Genomic DNA, 25946 nt, shown 5'->3' with positions numbered 1-25946 from the left:
GCGGGGGAGGTCGATCCGTCCACAGTCGTCTCCGAGACGGCCGGCCCCCGAGGGCCTGCACCTAGAATCGAGCCATGACCGACGACCAGCGCCGACCCGGTCGGAAGCCGCGGTCGCGTCGGGCCCCTCACCGCACCTCCTTCGTGGGTGTCGTCGGTGAGCTGCTGATCACGGCCGGTGCGCTCGTGCTGCTCTTCATCGGGTGGCAGCAGTGGTTCAACGACCTCGTCGTCGCCGGTGAGCACCGCGATCAGGCGTCGAGTCTCAGTGAGCGCTTCGAGCAGGAGGCCGGGCCGGCGAGAGAGCCCGACGCCGACGGGTCGTTCGGCGATCCGCCGGTGGGCGAGCAGCCGACGGAGGCCGAGGAGTTCGCGAACTTCTACGTGCCGCGCTTCGGCGACGACTACGCCGTGCCGATCGCCGGGGGCACGAGCACGGTCAAGACCCTCAACACGGTCGGGATCGGGCACTACGACCAGACGCAGATGCCGGGAGAGGTCGGCAACTTCGGCATCGCCGCGCATCGGACGACCTACGGCGCCCCGTTTAACGCGATCGCGGACCTCCGTGCGGGCGACAAGATGTACGTCGAGACGAAGGACGGCTGGTACACCTACGGCTTCCGCAATCTGCAGTACGTCCAGGCGACCCAGGTGTCGGTGCTGCAGCCGGTGCCCGACGCCCCGGACGTCTCGTCCGCCTCGGGCGAGCGACTCATCACGTTGACCAGCTGCAATCCGATGTTCACCGCCCAGGAGCGCATCGTCGCCTACGGCGTCTTCGATTCGTGGCAGCCGCTCTCCGCCGGGCCTCCGGCCGAGCTCGCCGCCACCGATGTGGGGAGCTGATCATGTACGCAGCCCTGTGGCGTATTCTTCCGGGTCCGTGGTGGGTGAGGCTGGTGATAGTGCTGGTCCTGCTCGCAGCGGTCCTCTTCGCACTCGTCGAGTGGGTCTTCCCCGCCGTCAACGAGCTGCTGCCCGCCCCCGACGTCACTGTGGAGAACCCATGACGCGCATCCTGGTCGTCGACAACTACGACAGCTTCGTGTACACCCTGAACGGCTACCTGCAGCAGCTGGGCGCCGAGACGGAGGTCGTCCGCAACGACTCCTTCTCGGGTCGCGACGCGGCCGCGCGCATCGGCGACTACGACGCCGTGCTGCTCTCGCCCGGTCCGGGCACGCCCGCGGCCGCCGGGGTGTCGATCGACGTCGTGAACGCCGCCCTGCAGGTCGACAAGCCGCTGCTCGGAGTCTGCCTCGGGCACCAGGCGATCGCCGAGGCGCTGGGTGCGACGGTGACCCACGCCGAAGAGCTGATGCACGGCAAGACCTCGGCCGTGACGCACGACGACAGCCCCTTCTACGACGGCGTGCCGCAGCCGTTCACCGCGACGCGCTACCACTCGCTCGCCGTCGTCGACGAGACCGTGCCGGAGGCCCTGGAGGTCACGTCACGCACGACGGGCGGCATCATCATGGGCCTGCGGCACCGGAGTGCACCCATGTACGGCGTGCAGTTCCACCCCGAGTCGGTCTTGACCGAGGGCGGCTACCAGATGATCGGCAACTGGCTCGGCGAGGCGGGGCTGCCCGAGGCGAAGGTCACGGCCCGAGGGCTGTCACCGCTGCTCGACCTCAGCTGAGAGCGGGCGCGCTGAGCCCACGGCGGGCGCCGGGCGGCGCGACGGGTCAGGTGGACCGGGGTGGGTGCGATGTCGATGAACCGCGTTCGCGACGATGAACCGCGGTACATCGCGGTTCATCTTCGCGAACGCGGTTCGAGACGACCTGACGTGACCCGGCACCGCTCGCGCGCTCGCTCGGTCAGCCGCTGCAGACCCGGAGGGTGATGGCCGAACCCTGCGGCTGATCGCCGGGTGCGAGGGTCTGCCCGGCGACGACGCCGCCCGTGCAGGTGAAGTCGGACTCGAGCGTCACGACGAGTCGCAGCTGCACGCCGAGCTGCGTGTTCGCGTCGACGGTCGACTGCCCCGTCACATCGGGGACGTTGACGAGCCCGTTCGAGACGATCAGATCGACCGTGCTGCCCGTCGGCACCTCCGTGCCCGTCGCCGGGTCGGCCGAGATGACCGCGCCCTGGGCGACGTCGGGCGAGTAGTCCGTGGTCTGCTGGCCCTGCGTGAAGCCAGCATCGGACAACGACACCCAGGCCGCGTCGACCTGCGAGCCGACGATGTCGGGCACGGCCGCCAGCTGCGGGCCGGTGGAGACGGTGACCGTGACGGTGGTGTCGAGAGGGACGGACATGCCCGAGGTCGGATCGGTCGAGATGATGTCGCCCTCGGACACGGTGTCGTCGGGCATCTCGGCCCGGGTGACGTCGAGTCCGAGCTCGCCGAGCTCGGCGGAGCCCTCTTCGTAGCTGACCCCCACGAGATCGGGGATGCGCGCGGACTGCGTGTTGTCGACCACGGGAGGAGTCAGATTGACGACCCAGAAGACGACGGCGACGATGACGATGGCGACCAGGACGATGCCGGCCCAGATCCAGGCGACCGGAGGTCGGGTCTGAGTGCGCTGCGGGCGGGTGTTGTCGTCGGAGGCGAGCTCTTTCAGCGCCGCCTCGCTGCCCGCCGCCGCGGCGGGGTTGACGCCGAACAGCGTCGAGCCGGCGGCAGCGGCGGGGCGACGACGATTCGGCGCCCGCCCGTCGGCGGCGGCCTCGACGTCGGAGCGGAACTCGGCCGCGGTCTGGAATCTCTCGAAGCGGTCTTTGGCCAGCGCGTGCAGGACGACGGCGTCGAGCGCAGGCGAGATGCTCGGGATGATCGTGCTGGGCGGGACGGGGGGCTCGCTCACGTGCTGGTAGGCCACGGCGACCGGCGACTCGCCCCGGAACGGCGGACGCCCGGTGAGCAGCTCGAAGAGGAGCACACCGGTCGAGTAGAGGTCGGTGCGGGCGTCGACGGTCTCGCCCCGGGCCTGCTCGGGGCTGAAGTACTGGGCCGTGCCGAGGATGGAGGTCGTCTGGGCGACGGTGGCCGACGAGTCGGAGATGGCCCTCGCGATGCCGAAGTCCATGACCTTGACCTCGCCGGCGTGGTTGATCATGACGTTGCCGGGCTTGATGTCGCGGTGCACGACGCCGGCACGGTGGGAGTACTCGAGCGCCGTCAGGATGCCCTGCGTGATGCGCGCGGCCTCGGCGGGCTCCATCGGGCCCTCGGCTGCGATGTCTTTGAGGAGCCGCCCCTCGACGTACTCCATGACGATGAAGGGGACCTGCACCTCGTGGCCGTTGGCCGAGCGCACGGTCTCTTCGCCCGCGTCGAACACGCGGACGATGGTCGGGTGGGCCATCCGCGCAGCGGCCTGCGCCTCTTGGCGGAACCGGGTGCGGAACGCCGGATCGGTGGCCAGCGCCGGCTTCATCAGCTTGATCGCGATGCGACGACCCAGACGGGCGTCGGTGCCGACGTGCACGTCTGCCATGCCGCCACGACCGATGCGCTCACCGATCTGGTAGCGGTTGGCGAGGAGTTCGATGCCCTCTCTCACGCCTTCGACCACGCCGTACACTCCCTCACGAGACCGCGAACTCGGAACACACGGTCGCAGCAAGTGTACTTGGCCGTCTGGCCCCAGATCGGGTGTCGAGGTCCGTCGTGGGGATGATTGTCACGGGTTCGTGACCACGGCCGACGAGGGCCGTGGTCACGAGAGGGTGCTACGGGGTGGGGACGACGGGGTCGGTCGGAGGCGTCGTCGGCTCGGCGGTCGGCTGCGACTCGTCGGCCGTCGCGGTGACCGTCACCCCGGGCGACGGGTCGGACGCGAGGTCGCCGCAGTTCGCGACGTAGGCGACGGTCACGTTGCCGGGAGTCGTCGTCACGACCTGGATCGAGGAGACGTTCGCGCCGACGGCGCCGCCGGTCTGGCCCGCCGTGTCGGTGCCCCCGGTGATCGAGTACGAGTAGCCGGTCAGCGAGTAGCCGGCCGGGCAGCCCGCGTAGGGCTCCCACGTGATCGTGGCGGCGTCCGTGCCGTCGGCGGTGATCTGGGTGGGCGACGCGGTCGGCGACCCGGGCTGGGTCGGCTGGGGCGCCTCCTGGTAGATCAGGATCGTCACGGTGCTGCCCTTGCGGACGTTGCCGCTCGGGTTCAGGCTCGCGACGGTGCCGACGTCTTGAGCGCTGGCGGGGGCCGCCGAGCTCGGAGCCGACTCGACCGCGAGGCCGAGGGCGCCGAGCGCCGCCCGTGCGTCGCTCTCGCTCATGCCGACGTAGTCGCCGGGCACGACGTTGACCGTGTCGGGCGTAGGGCTCGGCGTCGGGCTCGGCGTGGTCCGCGTCGGGCTCGGCTCGGTCGACGGCGCGGCCGACGACGAGGTCGGCGCGGGCGCGGGCTCGTTCGAGCTCAGCGCGAATGCGATCACGGCGACCGCACCGGCCAGGACGAGCACCCCGAGCACGATGAGGGGCCAGAACCAGGGGCTCCGCCGCTTCGGCTCGTCGTCGAGGTCGTCGTCGCGCAGGGCGTCGGGGTCTGCGGACCCGGGCGTGTAGGCGCCGGTGACGGCCGCACCCGCACCCGTGGCGTTCGGGTTGAAGAGCTGCGTGGTCGCGTCCTGCGCCGCGAAGGCGCGGGTCGCGTCGTCGGCGGGGAGGGCCGCGGCGCCGATGGCAGGCACGGCGACGGTCGCTGCGCCGACGTCGCCTCGACGCAGGGCGCGGGCGGCCTGCGCGAGGGCCGAGGCCGTCGCGGGTCGCTCGCCCGGCTTCTTCGAGATGCACGACATGACGAGTCGGCGGACGGGCTCGGAGACGGTGGCGGGGAGGTCCGGTGGCTGTTCGTTGATCTGCGCCATCGCGATGGCGACCTGCGACTCGCCCGTGAACGGACGTCGACCGGCGAGGGCCTCGTACGCGACGATGCCGAGCGAGTAGATGTCGGTGCTCGGGGAGGCCGGGTGGCCGCTGGCCTGCTCGGGCGAGAGGTACTGGACCGTGCCCATGACCTGACCGGTGGCGGTCAGCGGAACCTGGTCGGCGATGCGCGCGATGCCGAAGTCGGTGATCTTGACCCGACCGTCGGGCGTGACGAGGAGGTTGCCGGGCTTGATGTCGCGGTGCACGAGGCCCGCGGCGTGGGCGGCCTGCAGAGCCGATGCCGTCTGGGCGACGATGTCGAGCACCTTGTCGGTCGGCAGCACGCGGTCGCGCTCGAGCACGGTGGACATGGCCTCGCCGGGCACCAGCTCCATCACCAGGTAGGCGCTGCCCTCCTCTTCGCCGTAGTCGAAGACGTTGGCGATGCCCTCGTGGTTGACGAGGGCCGCGTGGCGGGCCTCCGCACGGAAGCGCTCGAGGAACCCGGGGTCGCCGAGGTACTCGTCTTTCAGGATCTTGATGGCGACGGTGCGCCCGATCACGAGGTCCGTGGCCTCCCAGACCTCGCCCATGCCGCCGATGGCGACGCGGGTCGACAGCTGGTAACGCCCACCGAAGGTGATTCCGCCCGAAGGTCTCATTTGTTCAGCACCGCCTCAATGACTTTCTTCGCGATTGGTGACGCGACACTGTTTCCGAACGCGGATTGTCCCTGCCCGCCGCCGTTCTCGACGACGACCGCGACGGCGACCTCGGGGTCGGCTGCCGGGGCGAAGCCGGTGAACCACAGCGTGTACGGCTCGCCTGGGCCGTTCTCCGCCGTGCCCGTCTTGCCGGCCACATCGACACCGCTAATTCTTGCATTGCTGGCCGCGCCGTCGGCGACGTCGTCCACCATCATGTCGGTCATCGTCGACGCCGTGTCGGAGCTGATCGGGTCGCCGTACTCGGTGGGCGAGAAATCCTCCACCGGGCTGAGATCGGGGTTCAGGACGCTGTCGATCAGGGTCGGATCCATCTGCGTCCCGCCGTTGGCGATCGCGGCCGACACCATCGCCATCTGCAGCGGCGTGACGCGGTCGTTGCCCTGTCCGAACGACTGCAGCATGAGGGACGCGTCGCTGATCTCGGCGCCGTCGGCGTCTTCGATCGGGAACTGGCTGGGGGTGACCGACTGGGGGATCTCGATCGAGTCGTCGTCGAAGCCGAAGGCCTGCGCCTGCTCCTTCAACGCGTCGGCGCCGAGCGCGCGACCGAGCTGGGCCATGGGGATGTTGCACGACAGGCGGAGGGCGGTCGCGATCGTCGCCTCGTCGCCGCCGCCGCAGCTGCCGCCCTCGGCGTTGTTGATGTTGGTCGACGTGCCGGGCAGGGTCAGCGTGGACGGGTTCGGGAACGCGCTCTCGGGCGTGTAGTCGCCGCTCTCGAGCGCCGCCGCCACGGTGATGAGCTTGAAGGTCGACCCCGGCACGTAGAGGTTGCCCTCGATGGCCTTGTTCTGCAGCGGGTCGGCCGGATCGGCGACGAGCGAGTCGTACGCGGCCTTGACGGCGGCGCTGTCGTGACTCGCGAGGGGGTTGGGGTCGTAGCTCTGCTTCGACACCATGGCGAGGATCTTGCCGGTGGAGGGCTCGACGGCGACGATCGAGCCGTTGTTGGAGCCCAGCGCGTCGAAGGCCGCCTGCTGGACGGCCGGGTCGAGCGTGAGGTTCACCGTGGCGCCCTCGGGCGACTGGCCGGTCAGCAGCGAGTTCATCTGCTCGAAGAACTGCGAGTTCGCGTTGCCGGTGAGGTACTGGTTCATCGCGTCCTCGATGCCCCGCGACCCCTGACCGAGCGTGTAGTAGCCGGTGACGGGCGCGTAGAGCTCGGGCTGCGGGTACGAGCGCTGGTACTCGTAGACGTCGTCGACGGGGTCGGACTGCGCGACGGGCTCGCCGCCGACGAGGATCGGACCCCGCTGGGCCGAGTAGCTCGCGAGCAGGGAGCGCGAGTTGCGCGGGTCGGCCCGGAGGGCGTCGGCCTGGAACGTCGTGATGTACGTGCTCGACACGAACAGCGCGACGAACATCGCGAGGACGACGAGGCTCACTCGTCTCAGTTCTTTGTTCATCAGCCGATCACCAGCCTGGGTTGATTGCGCACCGAGTCGGACAGACGCAGCAGCAGGGCCACGATGATCCAGTTCGCCACGAGGGACGATCCGCCGGCGGCCATGAAGGGCGCCGTCAGACCGGTCAGGGGGATGACGCGGGTCACGCCGCCCATGACCACGAAGACCTGCAGGGCGATGACGAAGGCCAGACCCACGCCGAGCATCCGGCCGAAGTCGTCCTGGCCGACGAAGCCGATGCGGAACCCGCGTGAGACGAGCAGCAGGTAGAGCGCGAGGATCGCGAAGATGCCGGCGAGACCGAGCTCTTCGCCGAGCGACGCGAAGATGTAGTCGCTCTCGGCGAGCGGCGTCGTCTGCGGTCGACCCTGACCGAGCCCCGTGCCGATCAGCCCGCCGTTCGCGAAGCCGAACAGACCGGAGACCAGCTGGAACGATCCGCCGTCGGCGCTGTACTCCGCCGGGTCGAAGGGGTTCAGCCAGGCGGCGAAGCGCCCCTGCACGTAGCCCAGGAACGTGGAGGCGACGATCGCGCCCCCGAGGAAGAGAGTCAAACCCAGCACGATCCAGCTGGCACGACCGGTGCCGACGTAGATCATGACGAGGAACAGCCCGAAGTAGAGCAGCGACGTCCCGAGGTCGCGCTGGAAGATCAGCACGCCCATGGCGACGAGCCAGACGATGAGGATCGGCCCCAGGTCGCGCGGTCGCGGGAACCGCATGCCGAGGATCTTCGGGCCCATCAGCGAGAGGTTGTCGCGGGCGGTGACCAGGTAGCCGGCGAAGAAGATGGCCAGCGTGATCTTCGCGATCTCGCCCGGCTGGAACGAGAACGGCCCGATGTCGATCCAGACGCGCGCGTTCAGGCCCTCTCGGCCGAGACCCGGGATGAGCGGCAGCAGCAGCAGCACGATGGAGACGAACATGGCGATGTAGCGGTACCGCGACAGGATGCGGTAGTTGCGGACCACGAACAGCGCGACGAGGGCGATCACCATGGCCATCGCCGTCCAGGCGATCTGCTTGATGCCGAAGGCCTCCCAGCCCGAACGACCGTAGGCCAGGTCGATGCGGTAGATCATCGCGATGCCGATGCCGTTCAGGGCGAGCCCGATCGGCAGGATGAACGGGTCGGCCTCGCGGGCGACCACGCGCAGCACGACATGGAAGATCAGACCGAGACCGAGCACGGCGGAGCCGGCGATCAGCACGCTGGGATCGATGGCGTCGGTGGCGCCGAGCTGCACGAGCACCACGGCGCCCGCGCAGATGCCGCACGCGATGAGCAGCATGAGCAGCTCGAGGTTGCGGAGCCGGGCCGGCTGCCGCAGACGGATGGTGATGGCCTGCGTCAGACTGGTGGGCTCGGCGGGTGCGGGGCGGGGGGTCTTGACGGACCCTCGTGCGCCTCCTGAAGGACGACCGATCAGCTCGGTCGACGTGTCGTCACCGGGTGCTGGCATCGGTCAACCTCTCGACGATGGCGCGGGCGTCGGCCAGCGAACCGGCGTTGATCGTGTCTTCGACGGTCCGCTGCGTGTAGTTCGGTAGATCGGACACGTCGAGATCGGTCTCTTCGACCACGCTCGACAACGCGATCGGCCCGAGGGTCTGCTGCACGCCGCGGTAGATCACGACGGTTCCGTCTTGCTGACCCACGTAGTAGTGGTCTTGAGTCCACTGGTAGGTGAGCACGAGACCGGCGACGAGTGCGCCGATCGCGACCACCAGCGCGGCCAGCCACGTGATGCGGCGGCGACGGCGACGGCGCTTGTCTTCGGCGATGAGCTCGGCGAGGTACTCGTCGGACTCGGGCTCGAAGTGGCTGTCTTCGGGGGTGGTCGCCACCTTGAGCGGGTGCAGCAGGATCGTGGGCAGCCGGAGCGACTTCCGACCCGTCTCGCCCTCGAAGGTCAGCGGGACGGCGGCGGAACCGACCGTCACCGGCGGCTCGACGGACGAGTCGCCCGACTCGTCGACGTCGACGATCACGACGGTGACGTTGTCGGGGGCGCCGTGGTCGAGCGTCTCCTTCACGAGACGACGGGCGGTCTGCTCGGGGTCGAGCCCGGCCGCGAGGGCCTTCTTGATGCGGTCTTCGGCGAGATAGCTGCTGAGACCGTCGGAGCAGATCAGCCAGCGGTCGTCGGGCTGCGTGCCGAGGATGGCCGTATCGATCTCGGGAGCCGCGTCGACGTCGCCGAGCACGCGCATCAGCACGCTGCGACGGGGGTGCACCGCGGCCTCTTCGGCCGTGATGCGACCGCTGTCGACCAGTCGCTGCACGAATGTGTGATCGGCCGTGATCTGACTGAGCTCGCCCTCGCGCCACAGGTAGATGCGCGAGTCGCCGATGTGCGCGATCGCCATGCTGTCGCCGACCCGCAGCATCGCGCTGACGGTCGTGCCCATGCCCGTGAGCTCCTGATGCTCGAACACCGTCTCGGCGAGCAGCTGGTTCGCCGCGATCAGCGACGACTGCAGAGCGAACTCGGCGTCGCCGGGCGAGCTGTACTGCTTGTCGGTCTCGCGGATCCGACGGATGGCGATGGCGGAGGCGACGTCGCCACCCGCATGCCCGCCCATCCCGTCGGCGACCACGAACAGACGACCACCGGCATAGCCGCTGTCTTGGTTGTTCGAGCGGATCTTGCCCACATTGGACAGAGCCGCGCTCTTGGGAGGCGTCATCGGGCGCTTACCGTCGCAGCTCGAAGCTCGTCTGGCCGATCGTCACCGTGGAACCGACGGGCACCGGGGTCGGGACCGTGACACGCTCGCCCGCGAGGAACGTGCCGTTCGTGGAGTCGAGGTCTTGGATGACCCAGCGCCCGTTCCAGAGCATGAGACGCGCATGATGCGTCGACGTGTAGTCGTCGCGGATGACGAGGTTGCTCTCTTGCGAGCGACCGATCGTCAGCGGGCCGTCGATCAGGGGCATCTCGAGCCCGGCCTTCGCGCCCTTCGTGATGACCAGGCGGCGGGCGGCGGAGTCTCCGTCGGACGCGGCGGGGGCGGCCGGAGCCGAGGCGCGAGGCGCGGCAGGAGGCGCGGCGGGGGCTGCGGACATCTGGCCCGGCTGCTGGTCGGCGGGCAGTCTGCGGGCCCGCTGGCCGAAGAGATCGGACCGGAGCGCGAAGACGATCGCGAACACGAACAGCCACAGCACGGCCAGGAAGCCGAACCGCAGGGCGAGGAGGGTGAGCTCACTCGTCATCGTCGACCCCCCGAGACGTCGGGCCCAGGAGAGGGGTCGGGCGTCGCTGAGAGGGGGAGCACGCGGAACACGATACGCGTACGACCGATCTGGATCGTCGAATCGGGGGGCAAGGGGGCCTTCGACAGGGGTTCGCCGTTGAGTTTCGAGCCGTTCGTGGAGCCGAGATCGCGGGCCTGGGCCCGGTTGCCGTCCCACAGGATCTCGACGTGCCGACGCGACGTGCCCGTGTCTTGGATGGTGATGTCGGCGTCGGATCCGCGCCCGATCACCGTGCGCTGACCGCGGAGGACGTGCCGCTGCCCGTCGATGTCGACCACCGGTCGCCACGAGACCTCTTCGCCCCGGACGTTGCGCGAGTCGACCGCCATGATGCCGATGCTGAGCGACTCGTCTTCGCGCAGGCGGATGCTCAACGGGCCGGCGAAGTGGTACCCCTGCGCCGTCGCGTGACGCTGGGTCAACTGGGTCAGCTCGTCGATGAGGCTGGAGCCGATGGCGGCCATCTTCTCGTAGTCCACCGGGGCGAGCCGCACCAGCAGCTCGTTGGGCACCAGGATGCGGTCGCGCGAGACCACGGCGGCCTTCGTGTCGAGCTCGCGCCGCAGCGCGTTCGTCAACTCGAGAGGTTGCACGCCCGAACGGAACGTCTTGGCGAAGGCACCGTTGACGGCACGCTCCAGCCCGCGTTCGAAGTTGTCGAGCAGTCCCATGTCTCTCCAGGGTCGGGTCTCAGGTCGCCCGATCTTAGCCGGAACGGGTGGCATGTTCTCACGAGTGCGAAGCGGGAGGCCGTCTTCATGCTAGTGTTTTCGAGTTCGCGCGAGTGGCGGAATTGGCAGACGCGCTGGCTTCAGGTGCCAGTGCTCGAAAGGGCGTGGGGGTTCAAGTCCCCCCTCGCGCACGAACGAAATGGCTCTCCCCCTACGGGAGGGCCATTTTCTCTTGCGCCGCGCCTCCTAGGGGAGGGGGGTGATCAGGTGCGGGCCGTTGTTGCGGACGCTGTTAGCCTCTCGCGAGACCTCGTGGTGCACCAGATCGTGCGCGATCTCGTGCGAGTCGCGGTCGAGGAGCTCGAGCAGCTCGGTCGTGTCGAGGTGATCGCCGAGCCAGTCGTCGTACGAGTCGGGGGTCAGGCAGGCCGGCATCCGGTCGTGCACCTCGCCCGGGGCCACATGGGCGTCGCGGGTGATGATCGACATCGAGAGCAGCCACTTGTCGGGGTCGTCGTCGGTCTTGGCCGGGTCGGGCCACGCACTGGCGACCGCGGCCATCGCGAGCCCCGACTCGGGCTGATGGATGAAGTGCGGCTGCTTGCCCGTCTCGGTGACCACCCACTCGTAGTAGCCGAGCGCGGGCACGATGCACCGGGCCTGCGCGAACGGTCGACGGAACATGCCGCTCGTCGCCACCGTCTCGATGCGGGCGTTGATCGGCTGCGGTCGCCGCTTCAGATCCGGGTACCACGAGGGCACCATGCCCCAGCGGATCAGCGGCAGTTCGCGTCGACCCTGCCGCTCGCGCACCACGGGCACGCGGGTCGTCGGCGCGACGTTGAAGTCGTCGGGCAGCGGCCCCAGACCGTCGAGCAGGCTCGGCAGCAGATCGGACGTGGCTCGGGCGATGACGTAACGGCCGCACATGCGCCCAGTCTCCCCTTCCGCAGCCCCCACCGGTAGTGCTTCACTGAGGCCGAGCGGTCGGCGTCACGCCGCCGCAGCACCGGCCCCGCGAGGCCTCGACGAGACGAGGGTGACCATGGCGACAGACGATTCGGACCTGCACGGCTACGTCGTGGCGGGCGTGGTCCCCGGCAGCGGGGAGGCGGTGGTCACCCGGGCGGTCGAGTTCGCCGCCCGCTTCGGCACGGGCCTCGTCTGCGTGATCGTCGAACCGGATCGCGTGGCCTTCACCGAGGGCATCGACGGGACGGTGCTCTCGTACCCCCTCGACCCCGACGAGTTGGACGGCCCGCCGGCCTTCGACGACGACCAGGAGGCGCGGCTCCGGCCGATCGCGGAGGCCCGGGGCGTCGCTCTCGAGACCCGTGCCCTCAGCGGCGAACCCGCGCACTGCCTCGGCCGGTTCGCCGAGCGCATCGGCGCCCCGATGATCGTCGTCGGCAGCCGCGAGGCGGGTCTGCGCGGGAGCGTCCGCGAGTTCTTCGCCGGCTCGGTCGCTCTGCATCTGAGCCACCGACAGCACCTGCCCGTCGTCGTCGTGCCGTTGGCCCCGGTGGCGCGCACCGACCGGCTGCCGTGGGAGCACGACCTCTGACCCCTGACCCCTGACCCCTGACCCCCGACCCCGCGCCGGGTGGTGGCGGGATCACCGCGCGGGGCGCGGGGCGCGGACGAGGTCGACTACGCGTGCGTCGCGCGCTCGTGGTCGGCGTGATCGGCCGGCTCGAGCTGGAAGGTCGCGTGCTCGACCTCGAAGTGCGCGGCCAGGCAGCGGTCGAGCGAGTCGAGGGTCTCGTCGACCCGCATGTCGCAGAAGACCTCGCGGTCGACGACGACATGCGCCGAGAAGACCGTCGCGCCGCTGGTGATCTGCCAGGCGTGCACGTCGTGCGCCGACACGACGCCGGGCGTCTCGGTGATGTGGCTGCGGATGTCGTCGAGGTCGATGTCGCCGGGCGCCGAGCCGAAGAGCACCCGGAACGCCTCGCGCAGCAGCGACCAGGCGCGCGGCACGATCATCGCCGCGATGATCAGCGAGCCCACCGAGTCGGCCTGCACGAAGCCCGTCGTCAGCACGACGATCGACGCCGCGACGACGGCGACCGAGCCGAGCAGGTCGCCGAGCACCTCGAGGTAGGCGCCCCGCATGTTGATCGAGTGCGTCGCCCCGCCCCGCAGCACGAGCAGCGCGACGACGTTGGTCGCCCCGCCGATCACGCCGACGACGAGCATCGGAAGACCGAGCACCTCGTGATCGGATGGGGTCAGCAGTCGCCCGACGGCCGCGACGGCCACCGAGATCGACACGGCGATCAGCACCAGGCCGTTGATCGCGGCGGCGAAGACCTCGGCCCGCCGGTAGCCGTACGTCTGCCGACCGCTCGCGGGTCGGGCCGCGACGATGGTGGCCGCCAACGCCACGACCAGGCCGGCGAGGTCGGAGAACATGTGCCCCGAGTCGGCGAGCAGGGCGAGCGACCCCGAGAGGAGGGCGCCGATCAGCTGCGCCACCAGACCGAGCGCGATGACGAGGATCGCCAGTCGCAGCCGTCGCCCGTCGGCCGCCATGTGACCGTGCTGGTGGTCGTGCGCCATGCTGTGCTCTCTCGGGTGTTCGGGCGGCTCGAGCCCACGGCCCGGTCGCGGGTCGTCGGTGATCGCTCACCCCGACGATAGCCCGGGCCGCCGACACCCGACAGGTCTCGGACCCAGTCGATAACGACTCTCGATCCGCGTCAGCACGGCGATCGAGCCCAGGAGGCGCGGGTCACGGAACAGGGAGGGCGCGACCGCGGTTGGCTGAGTCATGGACTCGACCCGCACCTCCTCGGATTCCCCCCGCCTCGTCGCCGTGACCGGCGCCACCGGAGCCCTCGGCGGGCGGGTCGCCGCCGCGCTCGCCGCCGACGGCGTACCGCTGCGCCTCGTCGTACGCGACGCCTCGCGCGCGCCGAGCCTCGGCGAGCACGTCGAGATCGCCGTCGCCTCGTACGCCGACCGCGCCGCGGCCCGCACGGCGCTCGAGGGCGTCGAGACGCTCTTCATGGTGTCGGCCGCCGAGGCCGTCGACCGACTCGACCAGCACCGCGCGTTCGTCGACGCCGCCGTCGAGGCCGGGGTGCGGCACATCGTCTACACGTCGTTCCAGGGCGCGGCGCCCGACGCGGTCTTCACGCTGGCGCGCGACCACGCCGCCACCGAGCAGCACCTGCTCGCCTCGGGTGCCGCCACCACGTTCTTGCGCGACTCGTTCTACCTTGACGCCCTGATCGACTTCGCCGACGCCGACGGGGTGATCCGCGGACCGGCGGGGGAGGGGCGGGTCGCCGCCGTCGCCCGCGCCGACGTGGCCGACGCCGCGGTCGCCGTGCTGCGCGACCCGTCGGCGCACCGGGGCGCCGCCTACGACCTGACGGGCCCCGAGGCGCTGAGCCTCGCCGAGCTCGCCGCCCGACTGACCACCGCGACCGGACGCCGGCACACGTTCGTCGACGAGACCCTCGACGAGGCCTACGCGTCGCGCGCGGCCTGGAACCCCGAGCCCTACATCGCCGACGCCTGGGTCAGCACCTACGCGTCGATCGCCTCGGGCGAGGTGTCGGGCGTCTCGACCGCGGTGCGCGATCTGACCGGGCACGACCCGCTGACGCTCGAGCAGCTGGTCAGCGGATCCGCCGGGACGACAGCACGCCGCTGACGCCGAGCACGAGCGTCGCGGCGAAGACGCCGAGCATCGGCACCTGCCAGTTGCCCGAGGCGTCGTGCAGCCCGCCGATCGCCAGCGGACCGAGTGCCGCGATCGCGTAGCCGCCGCCCTGCACGAGCGCCGAGAGGCGCCTGGCGTCGGTGTCGGTGCTCGCCATGCGCACGATGACGATGAAGATGATCGTGATGCCGCCGCCCTGGGCCGCGCCGCCGAAGATCGACCAGAGCAGCCAGTGCTCGGGGGCGAAGAGCAGCCCGAGGGGCATGACCGTCCAGAAGAGGCTGATCAGGGCGATGACGATCGCGGGGCGCAGTCTGAGGGCCAGCACCGGCACCCCGAGCGCACCCACCACGGCGAGGATCTGGAAGACCGACGAGCTGGCGCCCGCGGCCTCGCGCGTGAGTCCGATCTCGTCGCGCAGCAGCGTCGGCATCCAGGCCGTCAGCCCGTAGTAGCCGAAGGCCTGGCCCGCGAACGCGAGGGTGAGCCCCCAGGTCGTCCAGCGGCGCAGCAGAGGCGGACGGTCGGCCTCGGCCTCGGCGCGGCGTGCGGCGTCCGCGGCGGCGGACCGCTCGTCGATGACCGGGACGCCGCCGGTCAGCACGTCGGACGCGCCGGGCTCGGCCCCGGGCGTCGTGTCGGACCCGTCGCGAGCCGAGGAGGCGCGGGTCGCGTCGCCCGCGCCCGTCGCCGCCCGCTCGCGCACGCCCCGCAGCGCCACCCGGGGCCCCACGGCGATCGACCACACGACCCCCGCGAGCACCGCGAGGAGACCCCAGGTGAGCAGCGCCACCGGCCACCCGACGACGGACGCGATCGGGGCGGTGCCGAGCGAGGTGATCATCGACCCGACGTTGAGCGCCGACGTGTAGACGCCCGTGACGAAGCCGCCCCGCTCGGGTGAGAAGTCGCGCTTGATGACCACCGGCAGCACCACGTTGCCGATGGTGATCGCGATGCCGATGACGATCGTGCCGGCGTAGAGCCAGAAGGAGCTGCCGAGGGTGCGGATGATCGTGCCGGCGAGCACGCCGACGAGACCGAGGGTGACCGCCAGCTCGGGGCCCACCCGGCCGATCAGGGCCGAGGCCGCCGGGCTCGCGACGGCGAAGCAGAGCACCGGGATGCTGGTCAGCAGGCCGGCCACGACCGCGGAGAGCCCCAGGTCGCCGATCATCTGGTCGAGCACGGGTGCGGTGGCCACGATCGGACCACGGAGGTTGATCGCGATCAGGACGATCGCGAGGGTCAGCAGCCAGGTGGCGGGCGACCGCACGGCGGCGCCCGCGCGGGTGCTCACGCCGCGCCGCGCAGGAGGGTGACGCCCAGCAGGGCCGCGAGCTCGTCGACGTCGGCCGCCACCGCGACGGACCCGACGTGCTCGTTCTCGTCGCCGTAGCCCCAGCCGGCGATGATCGTCGGCACGCCGTGGACGGCGGCGCCCTCGACGTCGTGGTGCCGATCGCCGATCAGGACCGGACGCGACAGGTCGACGCCGCGGGCCTCGAGTCGGCGGAGCGCCTCGGCGACGACGTCGGCCTTGGTGTTGCGCACCTCGTCGTCGGAGGCGCCGGTGATGATGTCGAGGTAGCGGACCAGGTCGTTGACCTCGAGGATGCGCGTGGCCGGGGTCTCGGGCTTGGAGGTCGCCGTCGAGGTGGGGATGCCGGCGGCGTGCACGGCGGCCAGGAGATCGGCGACCCCGGGGTAGATGGGGCTGGTGAGCGCCCCGGTCTCGAGGTAGTGCGCCCGGTAGATGCGCATGGCCTCGACCAGACGGTCGCCGGTGAGACCGAGACGGACCTCGAAGCTCTGCGGGAGGGGCGGGCCGACCCAGGCGATCAGCTCGGTCGCCGGGGGCACCGGCAGCCCCATGGCCTCGATCGTGTAGGCGAGACTGGCGGTGATCGCCGGAGCGGAGTCCGCGATGGTGCCGTCGAGGTCGAAGAGCACGGCGGTGTAGGGGAGAGTCATCACCCTCAGCTTAGGCATCGCCGCCGACACCGGGCGGCGGTGCGGTCGGCCGCCGTGTCATGCGTCTCGACCGGCGGTGCTCAGGCGACCGGGCCGAGGGGCCAGGTGGTCGTCGGGACGGTCAGCGGGGCGACCGGTCGGACGCGATCGGACGAGACCGGACGACGGGCGGGACGCTCGGAACCGGAGCGCCGGCGCGAGATCGAGGGGAGGGCGTCGATGTCGTCTCGCATGACGCTCGGGAACGAGCCGGAGATGGACTCGAACAGGGGAGTCGCCTCTCGCTGCGAGAGGATCTGGTCGAAGATGGGCGAGGTCACGGGAGCCTCCAGGAGGTCGCGGGTCGGAGAAGAGGGCGGGTCATAAGAAATGTTACCCTCATATTCCGGTTCCGCAAGGGGGTCGGCGAACATCGTCCGCCGCCGCGCTAGAACAGCCGCGAGTGCGAGTCGTCCAGTCCGCGCATGGCGTCGTAGTCGAGCAGCAGCGTGCGGATGCCGCGGTCGTGCGCCAGGGTGCGTGCCTGCGGCTTGATCTCCTGCGCCGCGAAGACGCCCGTGACGGGCGCCAGGTGCGGATCTCGGTTCATCAGCTCGAGGTAGCGGGTCAGCTGCTCGACGCCGTCGATGTCCCCGCGACGTTTCAGCTCGACCGCCACCGCGCCTCCGGAGGCATCGCGGGCGAGGATGTCGACCGGGCCGATCGCCGTCATGTACTCGCGGCGCACGAGGGTGTGGCCCTCGCCCAGCAGCTCGATCTGCTCGGCCAGGAGCTTCTGCAGATCGGCCTCGACGCCGTCTTTCGTCAGGCCGGGGTCGAAGCCCATCTCGTGACTCGAGTCGTGGATGATCTCGTGGATCGAGACCACGAGGATGTCGGCGGTCTTCGCCTGCGTGACCTTCCAGAGCTCGACGACCCCCGCCTCCTGCTGGTCGGCGTCGGCCTCGAGGATGCTGATCGAGCAGGGCGGGCTCATCCAGTTGAGCGGCTTGTAGCTGCCGCCGTCGGAGTGGACGAGGAGGCTGCCGTCGCTCTTGATCATGAGCAGGCGGGTGGCCAGCGGCAGATGGGCCGAGAGTCGCCCGGCGTAGTCGACTGAGCAACGGGCTATGACGAGACGCACCCGACGATCTTAGGCGGTGGCCGGGCGGAGGGGGCTTCGTCGATCGGACCGCTACCCGGTGTTGACAGAGTGTGAAATGCGACATATGTTCATGACACCGACACGATCGGTGCCCGACCATCCGCTTCAGACCCCGGAGGAACACCATGTCGACCACGCTGCCCCCGACCGCATCGCACCCGACCGCGCCGCACCCGAGCGACTCGCAGGCGAGCGACCCCCGGCCCGTGGTCGACCTCGTCGGAGACGTGTTCCTGGTGGACCTCGCGACGGGTCGTCACACCCCGGGCGACGTGCTCGACGAGGCGGCCGTGGCCGACGAGCTCGGCGTCACGCTCGCGGAGGTGCGCCGGTCGGTCGACGTGCTCTGCCGGATCGGCGTCCTGCTGCGCCCCCCGTTCGGACGCGACGCCGTCGTCGGACTGCCCGCGTACTGCACGACGACCCTGCTGCGCCGCCTCGGCGGGGCCATCGAGCTCGCGTTGGCCCGCGGCGCCCAGGCCGAGGACCTCCCCGAGCCGCGGCCCGCCGCGACCCTCGGCGACCGGCACGGGCTCGAGACGCCCCTCGACATCGCCCGCCTCATCGAGCTCGCCGACCCGCTGCTCGGCCTCTTCGACGACGACGAGGCCGCTCGACTCGATCGCGAGGTCGTCCGCCCGCTCTCGGTGCTCGCGACCGAGCAGGCGCTGCGCGTCCACGGAGCGGCCCCCGCTCTCTCCGACGATCTCCGCGCCCGCATCGTCGACGAGATCGAGACGGCCGTGCACTACGGCGAATGGCGCGCGATCCCCGGTCTGATGGCCGACTTCTCCATCGCGTTCGCGCCCGACAAGCCGTAGGGGGCTCTCTCCGGCGGCTTCGCTAGGCTGCACCACCATGACCCGGGCAGAGAAGGCCGCCGCCGTCAGGCCGACGCTCGCCGCCGTGGCGCAGGCGGCCGGTGTGTCCGCCTCCACCGCCTCCCTGGCCTTCAGTGGCGCCGGGCCCGTCTCGCCGGCCACCCGCGATCGCGTGCTGGCCGTCGCCGCCGAGCTCGGCTACGGCGGGCCCGATCCGCGCGCGAGGTCGCTCCGCCGCGGCCGTTCGGGGATCGTCGGCGCCGTGATCGAGTCGAGTCTCAGCGACGCGTTCCGCGACCCGGTCAACGTGGCGATGCTCGACGGGCTCGCCGACGTCACCGGCCCGGCCGACAACTCGCTGCTGCTGCTGACCGAGACCGGACCGGAGCAGTCGCGACTGATCGACGCGCCCGTCGACGCCGTGGTGCTCTTCGGCTGCAGTCTGCGGCTCGACGAGTCGGTGGCCGTCGTGCGTCGTCGGGGCATCCCCGTCGTGTCGATCGAGGCTCGGGCGATGGAGGGGGTGCTCGACATCGGTCTCGACAACGTCGACGCGTCTCGCGCCCTCGCCCGGCACCTGCACGACCTCGGTCACCGCGACGTCGCCGTGGTCGCGCTCCAGCTCGGCCCCACGCGCACCCTCGGGCCGATCACCGTCGAGCGCATCGCGTCGGGGACGACGCACACCGCACTGCAGCGTCTGCAGGGGGTCCGCGAGGTCTTCCCCCGGGCCCGCGGCGTGGTCACGGCGGGCAGCTGGACGTCGGAGGGGCACCGGGCCGGTCGGGCGCTGCTCGACGTCGCCCCCGACCAGCGCCCCACGGCGATCGTCGCCCAGAGCGATCTGCTCGCGTCGGGGGTCATCGCCGCGGCCTCCGAGCTCGGACTCGAGGTGCCGCGCGACCTCAGCGTCGTCGGCTTCGACGGCATCCGGCTCGACGACCCCCGCGCAGCCGACCTGACGACGATGCGGCAGCCCGCGGTCGAGAAGGGGCGTGCGGCGGGCCGGGCGCTGCTCGACCTGCTGGCCGGCGCACCCGCCGAGTCGACGACCTTCACGAGCGTGTTCCATCGCGGGTCGACCACGGCGCCGCCGCGTCGCTGACCGGCGCCGCGCCTCCCCTGCAGGTACCGGGCCCCGGGTCCGCCTCGTCTTCGGCGCGGCGTCCTGCGGGACGGGCGCCGCGCCTCCTGCAGGCCCCGCCTCGGGACGCCGGGGATGAGGAGAGGGGCGCCGCGCCGCTGGGATCAGCGGTGCGACGCCCCTCTTCGCAGGACGCGGCGTGTCAGCCGGCGGGGGTGGCGAGCACGCCCTCGAGGGCCTTGTCGGCCTCTTCGGAGGTCGTGTTCAACGCCAGAGCCAGCTCGGAGACCAGGATCTGCCGAGCGCGACCGAGCATGCTCTTCTCGCCGGCGGAGATGCCCTTGTCTTGATCGCGACGCCAGACGTCGCGGACGACCTCGGCGACCTTGTAGACGTCACCGCTCGTCATCTTCTCCTGGTTGCTCTTGTAGCGACGCGACCAGTTGCCGGCCTCTTCGACCTCGGAGGTGCGGAGCACGTCGTAGACGCGCTCGACACCGGCCTGGTCGATGACCTCGCGCACACCGATGTCGGTGGCGTTGCCGGTGGGGATCTGGATGACCAGCTCGCTCGTGTGCACGCGCAGCGACATGTACTCGGTGGGTGAGCCCTTGATGTTCTTGGTGGTCAGGTCGGTGATCGTGACGGCGCCGTGGTGCGGGTAGACCAGCGTCGTGCCGACTTCGTATGTCGTAGTCACCGTTCTAGTGCGCAGCGTCGTAAGCGTCGCGGACGGTGGCGGCGATGCGGCCGCGGTCGGACACGTCGTGCCCGTTCGCCTTCGCCCATTCGCGGATCTTCTGCAGATCGTCGGAGTTCGACTTGGTCGAGCCGGTGCGGGCCGGGGTCTTGCGCCCGGTCTTGCGCGCCGCTCCGACGAAGGGGGCCAGAGCCTCGGTGAGCTCGTCGACGTGCGCGTCGCTCAGGTCGATCTCGTACGAGACGCCGTCGAGCGACAACGAGACGGTCTTGCCCTCGCCGTCGGCGATGGGGGTGCCGTCGAGGTCGTCGACGAGCTGGATGAGTGTTTTCTGGGCCAACGGAGTCTCCTGAAAAAACAATGAAAAAGCGCCGCGGATAAACGTGCGACGGCGTGCTAGGGGTCAAGTGTAATTCATGGTTCTCCGTATGACATGCCTAACCGGTTCCGCCGACGGCGGAAGCACCTCCTAATCGTTTATGCGCACGCATTCACGCGACGGTGAAGAGGGCGATTCCCGACGTCACCAGCGGCTCAGCGTGTCTCGCGGATACTCGCCGAAGCGCGCCGCGTAGGCCGCGGAGAAACGCCCCAGATTGCCGAAGCCCCAGCGGCGAGCGATGCCGGCAACGAAGTCGGAGCCGGGGTCGGCCGCGAGGAGGTCCTGACGGGCCCGGTCGAGGCGCACGTGGCGGAGGTAGGTCGTGGGGCTCGATCCGAGGTGCTGGCTCATCAGCTGCTGCAGGGTTCGGGTGTGCACTCCGGCCGCCGACGCGATGTCGCCCGCGGTGATCGGCTGGTCGGCGAAGGCGTGCACGTACTCGGCGGCCTGGCGGAGCTTGCGGTGTGCTCGGTGCGGAGCGCCTCGGGGACGTCGACGGCCCGCCACGGGAAGAGGTCGAGCAGGGCCCGGGCCAGCGACGCCTGCGCCGAGTGCCGGGCGAGAGGGGGTGTCGCGGGCGCGACGATCAGAGGCGTCGCGGCGCCGAGCGCGGCCTGCCAGGCGGAGAGGGCCGCCGCGTCGGGGACGGCGGCGTAGTCGAAGACGATGCGCTGCGGCGGACCGCCGTGTCGCTCGGTCGCGACGTCTTCGAGGAACGACGCCCCGAAGTGCACGATGCCGTGCCGGTGCGGCGTCATCGTGAACGAGTACGACGTCTCGCTCGGCGTCAGGAAGGGCCGGGAGCCGTCGCTGTTGAGCTGGCCGCCCGGATGGTCGATGATGACCGCGCCCGTGCGGAACCACGACACGATGTAGTCCTTCGACCAGGGGATGACCCCCTGGATGTGCGCGAGGAACGTCCCGCTCTGCAGGCTGAGACGCGAGTCGCCCGCCGACGCGAATCGGTACGAGAAAGGCATCTCGGCACGTCGGGCGCGGAATTCGCGACCTTCGAGACTGGTCTCGAGACCGGCCCGCGCCTCCTCGAGATCCTCTCCCGACATCTGGAATCGATCGAAGCCGCCCGGCGGCGAGGGCTCGGCGGAGGGAGCGTCGTGGGGCGTGTACGTGCTGGTCATGGTGTCTCCTGGTCCTGAGCGTCCGGCAGCGCGCGCTGGTGGGGCGTGCGGCTGCATGTATCAGGACGGGGCCGGAGGGGTCATCGTCACGAACACGCAGGGCGTGGGCTCATCCCTCCACGGTCGCGCATCCTGGCCGAGTCCGCGCGCCCCCAAAACGCGGGGCGCCGATGCTAGCGTCGTCTGCGGCGCGGGATCGCGCGTCGGGCCGGGCGCCAGGCCCCGCCCTCGCCCCAGCCCTCGCCTCAGCTCTCGCCTCCGCCCACGCCTCAGCCCCCGCTTCGAAAGGCCCGACCGCCATGGCCGAAGTCGTCATCGTCACCGACGCGGAGGCCGCGGGTCGTCTCGCCGCCGACGCGATCCTCCGTCGCTTCGCGCGCATCGATCGACCCGTGCTCGGGGTCGCCACCGGCTCGACCCCGCTCACGACCTACCGAGCGCTCGCGTCGGCCGGCGCCGACCTGAGCGGGGTGCGCTGCTTCGCGCTCGACGAGTACGTCGGCCTGCCCGACGGGCACCCCGAGAGCTACCGCGCCGTGCTCGACCGCGAGGCCGTCGAGCCGCTCGGGCTCGACCCGGCCCTGCTCGCCGTGCCCGACGCGTCGCCCGCGACCCTCGCCTCGGCCGGGGAGCGCTACGAGGCGGCCATCACCGCCGCCGGCGGCGTCGACGTGCAGCTGCTCGGCATCGGCACCGACGGGCACATCGGCTTCAACGAACCCGGCTCGAGCCTCGCGAGCCGCACCCGCGTCAAGACCCTGACCACCCAGACCCGCGAGGACAACGCCCGCTTCTTCGACTCGATCGACCAGGTGCCGCTGCACTGCCTCACGCAGGGTCTCGGGACGATCCGCGACGCGCGCCACCTCGTGCTCCTCGCGTTCGGGGCGAACAAGGCGGCCGCGGTGGCCGCCGCCGTCGAGGGCCCGGTCAGCAGCGGCGTGCCCGGCTCGTTGATCCAGCTGCACCCGAGCGTCACGGTGCTGGTCGACGAAGCCGCGGCGAGCGAGCTGCAGCACGCCGACTACTACCGCCTCGCCTACGCGAACAAGCCCGAATGGCAGGAGCTGTGACCGCTGACGCGGGTGCTGGTGCTGGCGCCGGTGCGGGTGCGGGTGCGGGTGCGGGTGCTGGCGCCGACGGGGGTGCGCTGTTCGTGCACGACGCCGTTCTGATCGACTCGGCGGGGCGACGGCCGGGATGGCTGCGCATCGAGGGCGGGGTCGTCGTCGAGGTGGGGACCGGGGTCGGGACCGGTGCGGGGTCTCTCGCCGAGCCTCCGGCGGGCGTCCGCACCATCGATGCGCGGGGCCGGGTCGTCACCCCCGGGTTCATCGACCTGCACGGGCACGGCGCGGCCGGGATCTCGTACGACGACGACGCCGACCTCGCACCCGCCCTCGCGCACCACCGCAGGCACGGCACGACGCGGCAGGTGCTGAGCCTCGTCTCGGCGCCGATCGACCGGCAGGAGGCGGCGCTCCGGCGGGTCGCGGCGCTCGCGGCGTCGGACCCCCTCGTGCTCGGTTCGCACCTCGAGGGCCCCTATCTCGCACCGTCGCGCAAGGGCGCGCACGACGAGACGGTGCTCACGACGCCGACCGCCGAATCGATCGACCGCCTGCTCACCGCGGCGGCCGGGTCGTTGCGGATGATCACGATCGCGCCCGAGCTCGACGGTGCCGCCGACGCCCGGAGACGACTCGTCGAGGCGGGGGTCGTCGTCGCCGTCGGGCACACCGCGGCCGACTACGACTGCGCCCTCGACGCCTTCCGCCGGGGCGCCCGCGCGCTCACCCACGCCTTCAACACCATGCCCCCGCTGCTGCATCGCGAGCCCGGGCCCGTGCTGGCGGCCGTCGATGCCGACGCCGTGCTCGAGCTCATCGTCGACGGCGTGCACCTGCACGCGGCCGTGACCCGCGCCGCCTTCCGCCTCGCCCCGGGGCGCGTGGCGCTCGTGACGGACGCGATGAGCGCCACGGGCAGCGCTGACGGCGCGTACCGCCTCGGCGGGCTCGACGTCGTCGTCTCGGACGGGGAGGCGCGGCTCGCCGACTCGGGCGCGCTCGCCGGGTCGGTGCTCACGCAGGACGTCGCCCTGCGCCTCGCCGTCGAGTCGGGCGTCGACCCGGTCGCGGCGGTCACCGCGCTGACACGCACCCCGGCCGATCTGCTCGGCCGCGGCGACCTCGGGCGCTTCGAGGTCGGTGCCCGCGCGGACCTCGTCGTGCTCGGCGCCGACTGGACGCCCGACGTGGTCGTGGCCGAGGGCGCGGTGCTGTTCTCGGTGTCGTGAGGGTGCGGCGGGTCGCCGTCATCGGTGGCGGGTCAGCGCTGACCCGCCGCGAGTGACGGGAACCCGCCGAACCTCCCGCGGGTGCGGTGCCCAGTAGGCGCGGTGCGGTGAGGGTGCGGCGGGTCGCCGTGATCGGTGGCGGGTCAGCGCTGACCCGCCGCGAGTGACGGGAACCCGCCGAACCTCGCGCGGGTGCGTGCGCCGGGGGCGGGTGCGTGCGCAGGAGGCGCGTGCGTGCGCGGGAGGCGGGCGCGTGCGCGGGGTGCGCGGACCGCCGGCGGGCCGACCGGGCCGACCCGCGCCTCCTCGGGCAGGATGATCGACATGCCTGGAGGGAGGCGCGGCTCATGGACGACCACATCGGCTCGCGACGGCTCGGCGAGCGTCTGATCGACTCGGCCGCCCCCGGTGCGGCGGAAGTCTCCCGGTTCGTCGGATCGATGCCGCCCGATGATCGGTTCGACCTCGATCGGGTGGCCGCAGCGACGCTGGCTCGGATGCTGCGCCGGTCTCGACAGGTGCCGACTGCGAGCCTGGAGGCGCTCGTGGCGGTGCTCGACGGGCTCGGCGCGAGCGACGTGCTGTTCGGACGACACGACAGCGAGTCGGAGACGGCCGTCGTCGTGCTGGACGTCGCGAGCGGGGCGGTCGTCGCAGGGTCGGTCCGACCGATCCCCGAGCGGGAGGTCATCACGGCGGGTGAACTCGCCGGGATCCTGCGGCGGGCCGATGATGCCCCGATCGCGACGACCGCCGTCGCGCGTACCCTCGAGCTCCTCTCGACTCGGGACGACGACGAAGCGCTCGTGGTCGGTCGCCAGGGGGCGTCGGCCACGGCGCGGACCTTCCGGACCAAGTACTCCATGGCGCGCGAGACGGGCGTCACCGTGCTGGGGCTCGAGGAGTTCGCCGACCGGCTCTCCGCCCTCGGCGACACGGAGATCGCCTTGTGCCTCGCATCGACGGACGACGCCCGCGTCGTCGCAGCGCTCGACGCGGATCGCTCGGCGGCGATCGCCGCCCTCGTCGTGACCGACCTCGCCACGACCTGAGTCACGCGACCGCGGTGCGAGCCGAGGAGGCGCGGGTCGGGTGCCGCCCGCCACGGCGACCTGGCCGTGCTCGAGGGGCTGGCGGCTGCGGACGCCCTGCCGGTCGTCAACGCGATGACCGACGTGAACCACCCGTGCGAGGTGCTCGCCGACCTGTACGCGCTTCGGTCGGGCGGTGACAGCGGGTCGCTGCGCTACCTGTTCGTCGGGGCCGACGGCAACATCGCGCGGGCCTGGCAGGAGGCCGCGCGCGTGCTGTCGCTCGACCTTGTGCAGTGCTGCCCGGCCGAGGTGGCGACGCCGGCCGAGGTCGCGATGCCCGCTGGAGTCGCACAGGGCACCCGCTGGACCGACGATCTCGCGTCGGCGATCCGCACCGCCGACGTGATCATCACCGACGGGCCGGGAGCGCACGCCGACCTGCTCACGCCGTTCCGGATCACCGCGGCCCTGCTCGACACGGCGCCCGCCGGTGCGAGGGTGAACCCGTGCCCGCCGTTCCTCCGCGGCGTCGAGGTCGCCGCCGACGCGATCGAGCACCCGGCCTTCGTCGGCCACGGCTTCAAGGCGGCGCTGCTGCCGGTGCAGCAGGCCGTCCTGGCGCACTGTCTCGGGCTCTAGCCCGCCTTCTCGATCCGGCGGACGCACTGCTCGCCGATGCCGAGGACGGCCTCGATCGTCACGCCGAGTCACGCGCCACGGAGGGTGCGGCGGGTCGCCGTCATCGGTGGCGGGTCAGCGCTGACCCGCCGCGAGTGACGGGAACCCGCCGAACCTC

At 71.3% G+C, this 25946-nt stretch carries 28 protein-coding genes and 1 tRNA gene; 11 read left to right on the top strand and 18 right to left on the bottom strand.

What is annotated here, in order from left to right; all coding sequences use genetic code 11:
• The first annotated feature begins 74 nt into the window (after positions 1–74).
• Both ACZ6JE_RS10430 and ACZ6JE_RS10425 read left to right on the top strand, forming a co-directional pair.
• Complete coding sequence (locus tag ACZ6JE_RS10430; RefSeq protein ID WP_464318898.1) at positions 75–848, top strand: class E sortase; 774 nt, start codon at positions 75–77, stop codon at positions 846–848.
• A 160-nt stretch (positions 849–1008) separates the two neighbouring features.
• Complete coding sequence (locus ACZ6JE_RS10425) at positions 1009–1647, top strand: anthranilate synthase component II (protein WP_464318897.1); 639 nt, start codon at positions 1009–1011, stop codon at positions 1645–1647.
• A 181-nt stretch (positions 1648–1828) separates the two neighbouring features.
• Here the strand turns inward: ACZ6JE_RS10425 and pknB are convergent, their stop codons facing one another.
• The 7 genes from pknB to ACZ6JE_RS10390 all read right to left on the bottom strand — a co-directional run bounded on the left by pknB (position 1829) and on the right by ACZ6JE_RS10390 (position 10897).
• The gene (pknB, locus tag ACZ6JE_RS10420; protein ID WP_464318896.1) at positions 1829–3523 is read right to left on the bottom strand and encodes a Stk1 family PASTA domain-containing Ser/Thr kinase; all 1695 of its coding nucleotides are present in this window, start codon (positions 3521–3523) and stop codon (positions 1829–1831) included.
• A gap of 169 nt (positions 3524–3692) precedes the next feature.
• Positions 3693–5495, bottom strand: coding sequence for a protein kinase domain-containing protein (locus tag ACZ6JE_RS10415; RefSeq protein ID WP_192061197.1), 1803 nt, complete (start codon positions 5493–5495; stop codon positions 3693–3695).
• Positions 5492–6967, bottom strand: a complete 1476-nt coding sequence (locus ACZ6JE_RS10410; protein ID WP_192061196.1) for a peptidoglycan D,D-transpeptidase FtsI family protein — start codon at positions 6965–6967, stop codon at positions 5492–5494. The genes ACZ6JE_RS10415 and ACZ6JE_RS10410 overlap by 4 nt, the downstream gene beginning before the upstream one ends.
• On the bottom strand, positions 6967–8430 hold the full coding sequence (locus ACZ6JE_RS10405; RefSeq protein WP_464318895.1) for an FtsW/RodA/SpoVE family cell cycle protein: 1464 nt from the start codon (positions 8428–8430) through the stop codon (positions 6967–6969). Before ACZ6JE_RS10405 ends, ACZ6JE_RS10410 begins: the two co-directional genes overlap by 1 nt.
• Positions 8414–9658 carry a PP2C family protein-serine/threonine phosphatase gene (locus ACZ6JE_RS10400; protein WP_192061194.1) on the bottom strand — a complete coding sequence of 415 codons (1245 nt, stop codon included), beginning with the start codon at positions 9656–9658 and terminating at the stop codon, positions 8414–8416. Before ACZ6JE_RS10400 ends, ACZ6JE_RS10405 begins: the two co-directional genes overlap by 17 nt.
• A 7-nt stretch (positions 9659–9665) precedes the next feature.
• A complete protein-coding gene (locus ACZ6JE_RS10395; RefSeq protein WP_464318894.1) occupies positions 9666–10184 on the bottom strand; it encodes an FHA domain-containing protein FhaB/FipA in 519 nt (172 codons plus the stop codon).
• Complete coding sequence (locus ACZ6JE_RS10390) at positions 10181–10897, bottom strand: FhaA domain-containing protein (protein ID WP_192061192.1); 717 nt, start codon at positions 10895–10897, stop codon at positions 10181–10183. Before ACZ6JE_RS10390 ends, ACZ6JE_RS10395 begins: the two co-directional genes overlap by 4 nt.
• Before the next feature lie 107 nt (positions 10898–11004).
• On the opposite strand from ACZ6JE_RS10390, the gene ACZ6JE_RS10385 reads away from it, so the two are divergent.
• Positions 11005–11088 (top strand) — tRNA-Leu (locus ACZ6JE_RS10385).
• Positions 11089–11143: 55 nt separating this feature from the next.
• Here the strand turns inward: ACZ6JE_RS10385 and ACZ6JE_RS10380 are convergent.
• Positions 11144–11827 carry an SOS response-associated peptidase gene (locus tag ACZ6JE_RS10380; RefSeq protein ID WP_192061191.1) on the bottom strand — a complete coding sequence of 228 codons (684 nt, stop codon included), beginning with the start codon at positions 11825–11827 and terminating at the stop codon, positions 11144–11146.
• Positions 11828–11942: 115 nt separating this feature from the next.
• Here ACZ6JE_RS10380 and ACZ6JE_RS10375 point away from each other — a divergent pair, with 115 nt between their 5' ends.
• Positions 11943–12461, top strand: a complete 519-nt coding sequence (locus ACZ6JE_RS10375) for a universal stress protein (protein WP_464318893.1) — start codon at positions 11943–11945, stop codon at positions 12459–12461.
• Positions 12462–12547: 86 nt separating this feature from the next.
• Here ACZ6JE_RS10375 and ACZ6JE_RS10370 read toward each other — a convergent pair whose 3' ends face one another.
• A complete protein-coding gene (locus ACZ6JE_RS10370; RefSeq protein WP_192061189.1) occupies positions 12548–13462 on the bottom strand; it encodes a cation diffusion facilitator family transporter in 915 nt (304 codons plus the stop codon).
• Positions 13463–13673: 211 nt separating this feature from the next.
• Between ACZ6JE_RS10370 and ACZ6JE_RS10365 the strand changes: the two genes are divergently transcribed.
• Positions 13674–14564, top strand: coding sequence for an SDR family oxidoreductase (locus ACZ6JE_RS10365; RefSeq protein WP_192061188.1), 891 nt, complete (start codon positions 13674–13676; stop codon positions 14562–14564).
• Here the strand turns inward: ACZ6JE_RS10365 and ACZ6JE_RS10360 are convergent.
• The 4 genes from ACZ6JE_RS10360 to nucS all read right to left on the bottom strand — a co-directional run bounded on the left by ACZ6JE_RS10360 (position 14530) and on the right by nucS (position 17670).
• Positions 14530–15873, bottom strand: a complete 1344-nt coding sequence (locus ACZ6JE_RS10360; RefSeq protein WP_464318892.1) for an MFS transporter — start codon at positions 15871–15873, stop codon at positions 14530–14532. The genes ACZ6JE_RS10365 and ACZ6JE_RS10360 overlap by 35 nt on opposite strands.
• On the bottom strand, positions 15870–16547 hold the full coding sequence (locus tag ACZ6JE_RS10355) for an HAD hydrolase-like protein (RefSeq protein ID WP_192061187.1): 678 nt from the start codon (positions 16545–16547) through the stop codon (positions 15870–15872). The genes ACZ6JE_RS10360 and ACZ6JE_RS10355 overlap by 4 nt, the downstream gene beginning before the upstream one ends.
• 80 nt (positions 16548–16627) lie before the next feature.
• The gene (locus ACZ6JE_RS10350) at positions 16628–16867 is read right to left on the bottom strand and encodes a hypothetical protein (protein WP_192061186.1); all 240 of its coding nucleotides are present in this window, start codon (positions 16865–16867) and stop codon (positions 16628–16630) included.
• A gap of 107 nt (positions 16868–16974) precedes the next feature.
• Complete coding sequence (gene nucS / locus ACZ6JE_RS10345; protein WP_192061185.1) at positions 16975–17670, bottom strand: endonuclease NucS; 696 nt, start codon at positions 17668–17670, stop codon at positions 16975–16977.
• Positions 17671–17816: 146 nt separating this feature from the next.
• Here nucS and ACZ6JE_RS10340 point away from each other — a divergent pair, with 146 nt between their 5' ends.
• Positions 17817–18512: a hypothetical protein gene (locus tag ACZ6JE_RS10340; RefSeq protein WP_464318891.1), complete on the top strand. Its 696-nt coding sequence runs from the start codon at positions 17817–17819 to the stop codon at positions 18510–18512.
• Between the two features lie 37 nt (positions 18513–18549).
• Complete coding sequence (locus ACZ6JE_RS10335; protein WP_320477653.1) at positions 18550–19617, top strand: LacI family DNA-binding transcriptional regulator; 1068 nt, start codon at positions 18550–18552, stop codon at positions 19615–19617.
• Between the two features lie 181 nt (positions 19618–19798).
• On the opposite strand, the gene ACZ6JE_RS10330 is transcribed toward ACZ6JE_RS10335, so the two are convergent.
• The 4 genes from ACZ6JE_RS10330 to ACZ6JE_RS10315 all read right to left on the bottom strand — a co-directional run bounded on the left by ACZ6JE_RS10330 (position 19799) and on the right by ACZ6JE_RS10315 (position 21817).
• Entirely contained in the window at positions 19799–20296 is a 498-nt protein-coding gene (locus ACZ6JE_RS10330) for a CarD family transcriptional regulator (protein ID WP_192061182.1), read from the bottom strand.
• Positions 20297–20300: 4 nt separating this feature from the next.
• Positions 20301–20636: a histone-like nucleoid-structuring protein Lsr2 gene (locus tag ACZ6JE_RS10325; RefSeq protein WP_243213736.1), complete on the bottom strand. Its 336-nt coding sequence runs from the start codon at positions 20634–20636 to the stop codon at positions 20301–20303.
• Positions 20637–20819: 183 nt separating this feature from the next.
• Positions 20820–21056: a helix-turn-helix domain-containing protein gene (locus tag ACZ6JE_RS10320; protein WP_464318890.1), complete on the bottom strand. Its 237-nt coding sequence runs from the start codon at positions 21054–21056 to the stop codon at positions 20820–20822.
• Entirely contained in the window at positions 21029–21817 is a 789-nt protein-coding gene (locus ACZ6JE_RS10315) for a hypothetical protein (protein ID WP_464318889.1), read from the bottom strand. The genes ACZ6JE_RS10320 and ACZ6JE_RS10315 overlap by 28 nt, the downstream gene beginning before the upstream one ends.
• Before the next feature lie 299 nt (positions 21818–22116).
• Here ACZ6JE_RS10315 and ACZ6JE_RS10310 point away from each other — a divergent pair, with 299 nt between their 5' ends.
• A complete protein-coding gene (locus ACZ6JE_RS10310) occupies positions 22117–22890 on the top strand; it encodes a glucosamine-6-phosphate deaminase (RefSeq protein WP_464318888.1) in 774 nt (257 codons plus the stop codon).
• On the top strand, positions 22887–24116 hold the full coding sequence (locus tag ACZ6JE_RS10305) for an N-acetylglucosamine-6-phosphate deacetylase (RefSeq protein WP_464318887.1): 1230 nt from the start codon (positions 22887–22889) through the stop codon (positions 24114–24116). Before ACZ6JE_RS10310 ends, ACZ6JE_RS10305 begins: the two co-directional genes overlap by 4 nt.
• Positions 24117–24259: 143 nt before the next feature.
• Here ACZ6JE_RS10305 and ACZ6JE_RS10300 read toward each other — a convergent pair whose 3' ends face one another.
• Positions 24260–24442 (bottom strand): hypothetical protein, encoded by a 183-nt coding sequence (locus ACZ6JE_RS10300; protein WP_464318886.1) that lies wholly within the window; start codon positions 24440–24442, stop codon positions 24260–24262.
• Positions 24443–24463: 21 nt separating this feature from the next.
• Here ACZ6JE_RS10300 and ACZ6JE_RS10295 point away from each other — a divergent pair, with 21 nt between their 5' ends.
• Complete coding sequence (locus ACZ6JE_RS10295) at positions 24464–25168, top strand: hypothetical protein (protein ID WP_464318885.1); 705 nt, start codon at positions 24464–24466, stop codon at positions 25166–25168.
• A gap of 66 nt (positions 25169–25234) precedes the next feature.
• Complete coding sequence (locus ACZ6JE_RS10290) at positions 25235–25789, top strand: hypothetical protein (protein ID WP_464318884.1); 555 nt, start codon at positions 25235–25237, stop codon at positions 25787–25789.
• The last annotated feature ends 157 nt before the right edge of the window (positions 25790–25946 follow it).

The sequence above is a fragment of the Frigoribacterium sp. AC759 genome, from assembly GCF_979256015.1.
The sequence above is the reverse complement of the archived record's forward strand: the minus strand, read 5'-3'. Positions and strand labels throughout refer to the sequence as shown.

Coding starts and splice junctions, on each gene's coding strand:
- ACZ6JE_RS10355 (WP_192061187.1), bottom strand. CDS start 16,547: ATGACTCTCCCCTACACCGCCGTGCTCTTCGACCTCGACGGCACCATC.
- ACZ6JE_RS10335 (WP_320477653.1), top strand. CDS start 18,550: ATGACCCGGGCAGAGAAGGCCGCCGCCGTCAGGCCGACGCTCGCCGCC.
- ACZ6JE_RS10340 (WP_464318891.1), top strand. CDS start 17,817: ATGTCGACCACGCTGCCCCCGACCGCATCGCACCCGACCGCGCCGCAC.
- ACZ6JE_RS10390 (WP_192061192.1), bottom strand. CDS start 10,897: ATGGGACTGCTCGACAACTTCGAACGCGGGCTGGAGCGTGCCGTCAAC.
- ACZ6JE_RS10430 (WP_464318898.1), top strand. CDS start 75: ATGACCGACGACCAGCGCCGACCCGGTCGGAAGCCGCGGTCGCGTCGG.
- ACZ6JE_RS10370 (WP_192061189.1), bottom strand. CDS start 13,462: ATGGCGCACGACCACCAGCACGGTCACATGGCGGCCGACGGGCGACGG.
- ACZ6JE_RS10295 (WP_464318885.1), top strand. CDS start 24,464: ATGGACGACCACATCGGCTCGCGACGGCTCGGCGAGCGTCTGATCGAC.
- ACZ6JE_RS10380 (WP_192061191.1), bottom strand. CDS start 11,827: ATGTGCGGCCGTTACGTCATCGCCCGAGCCACGTCCGATCTGCTGCCG.
- ACZ6JE_RS10405 (WP_464318895.1), bottom strand. CDS start 8,430: ATGCCAGCACCCGGTGACGACACGTCGACCGAGCTGATCGGTCGTCCT.
- ACZ6JE_RS10400 (WP_192061194.1), bottom strand. CDS start 9,658: ATGACGCCTCCCAAGAGCGCGGCTCTGTCCAATGTGGGCAAGATCCGC.
- ACZ6JE_RS10425 (WP_464318897.1), top strand. CDS start 1,009: ATGACGCGCATCCTGGTCGTCGACAACTACGACAGCTTCGTGTACACC.
- ACZ6JE_RS10315 (WP_464318889.1), bottom strand. CDS start 21,817: ATGACCAGCACGTACACGCCCCACGACGCTCCCTCCGCCGAGCCCTCG.
- ACZ6JE_RS10395 (WP_464318894.1), bottom strand. CDS start 10,184: ATGACGAGTGAGCTCACCCTCCTCGCCCTGCGGTTCGGCTTCCTGGCC.
- ACZ6JE_RS10415 (WP_192061197.1), bottom strand. CDS start 5,495: ATGAGACCTTCGGGCGGAATCACCTTCGGTGGGCGTTACCAGCTGTCG.
- ACZ6JE_RS10375 (WP_464318893.1), top strand. CDS start 11,943: ATGGCGACAGACGATTCGGACCTGCACGGCTACGTCGTGGCGGGCGTG.
- ACZ6JE_RS10310 (WP_464318888.1), top strand. CDS start 22,117: ATGGCCGAAGTCGTCATCGTCACCGACGCGGAGGCCGCGGGTCGTCTC.
- ACZ6JE_RS10365 (WP_192061188.1), top strand. CDS start 13,674: ATGGACTCGACCCGCACCTCCTCGGATTCCCCCCGCCTCGTCGCCGTG.
- ACZ6JE_RS10410 (WP_192061196.1), bottom strand. CDS start 6,967: ATGAACAAAGAACTGAGACGAGTGAGCCTCGTCGTCCTCGCGATGTTC.
- ACZ6JE_RS10300 (WP_464318886.1), bottom strand. CDS start 24,442: ATGTCGATCATCCTGCCCGAGGAGGCGCGGGTCGGCCCGGTCGGCCCG.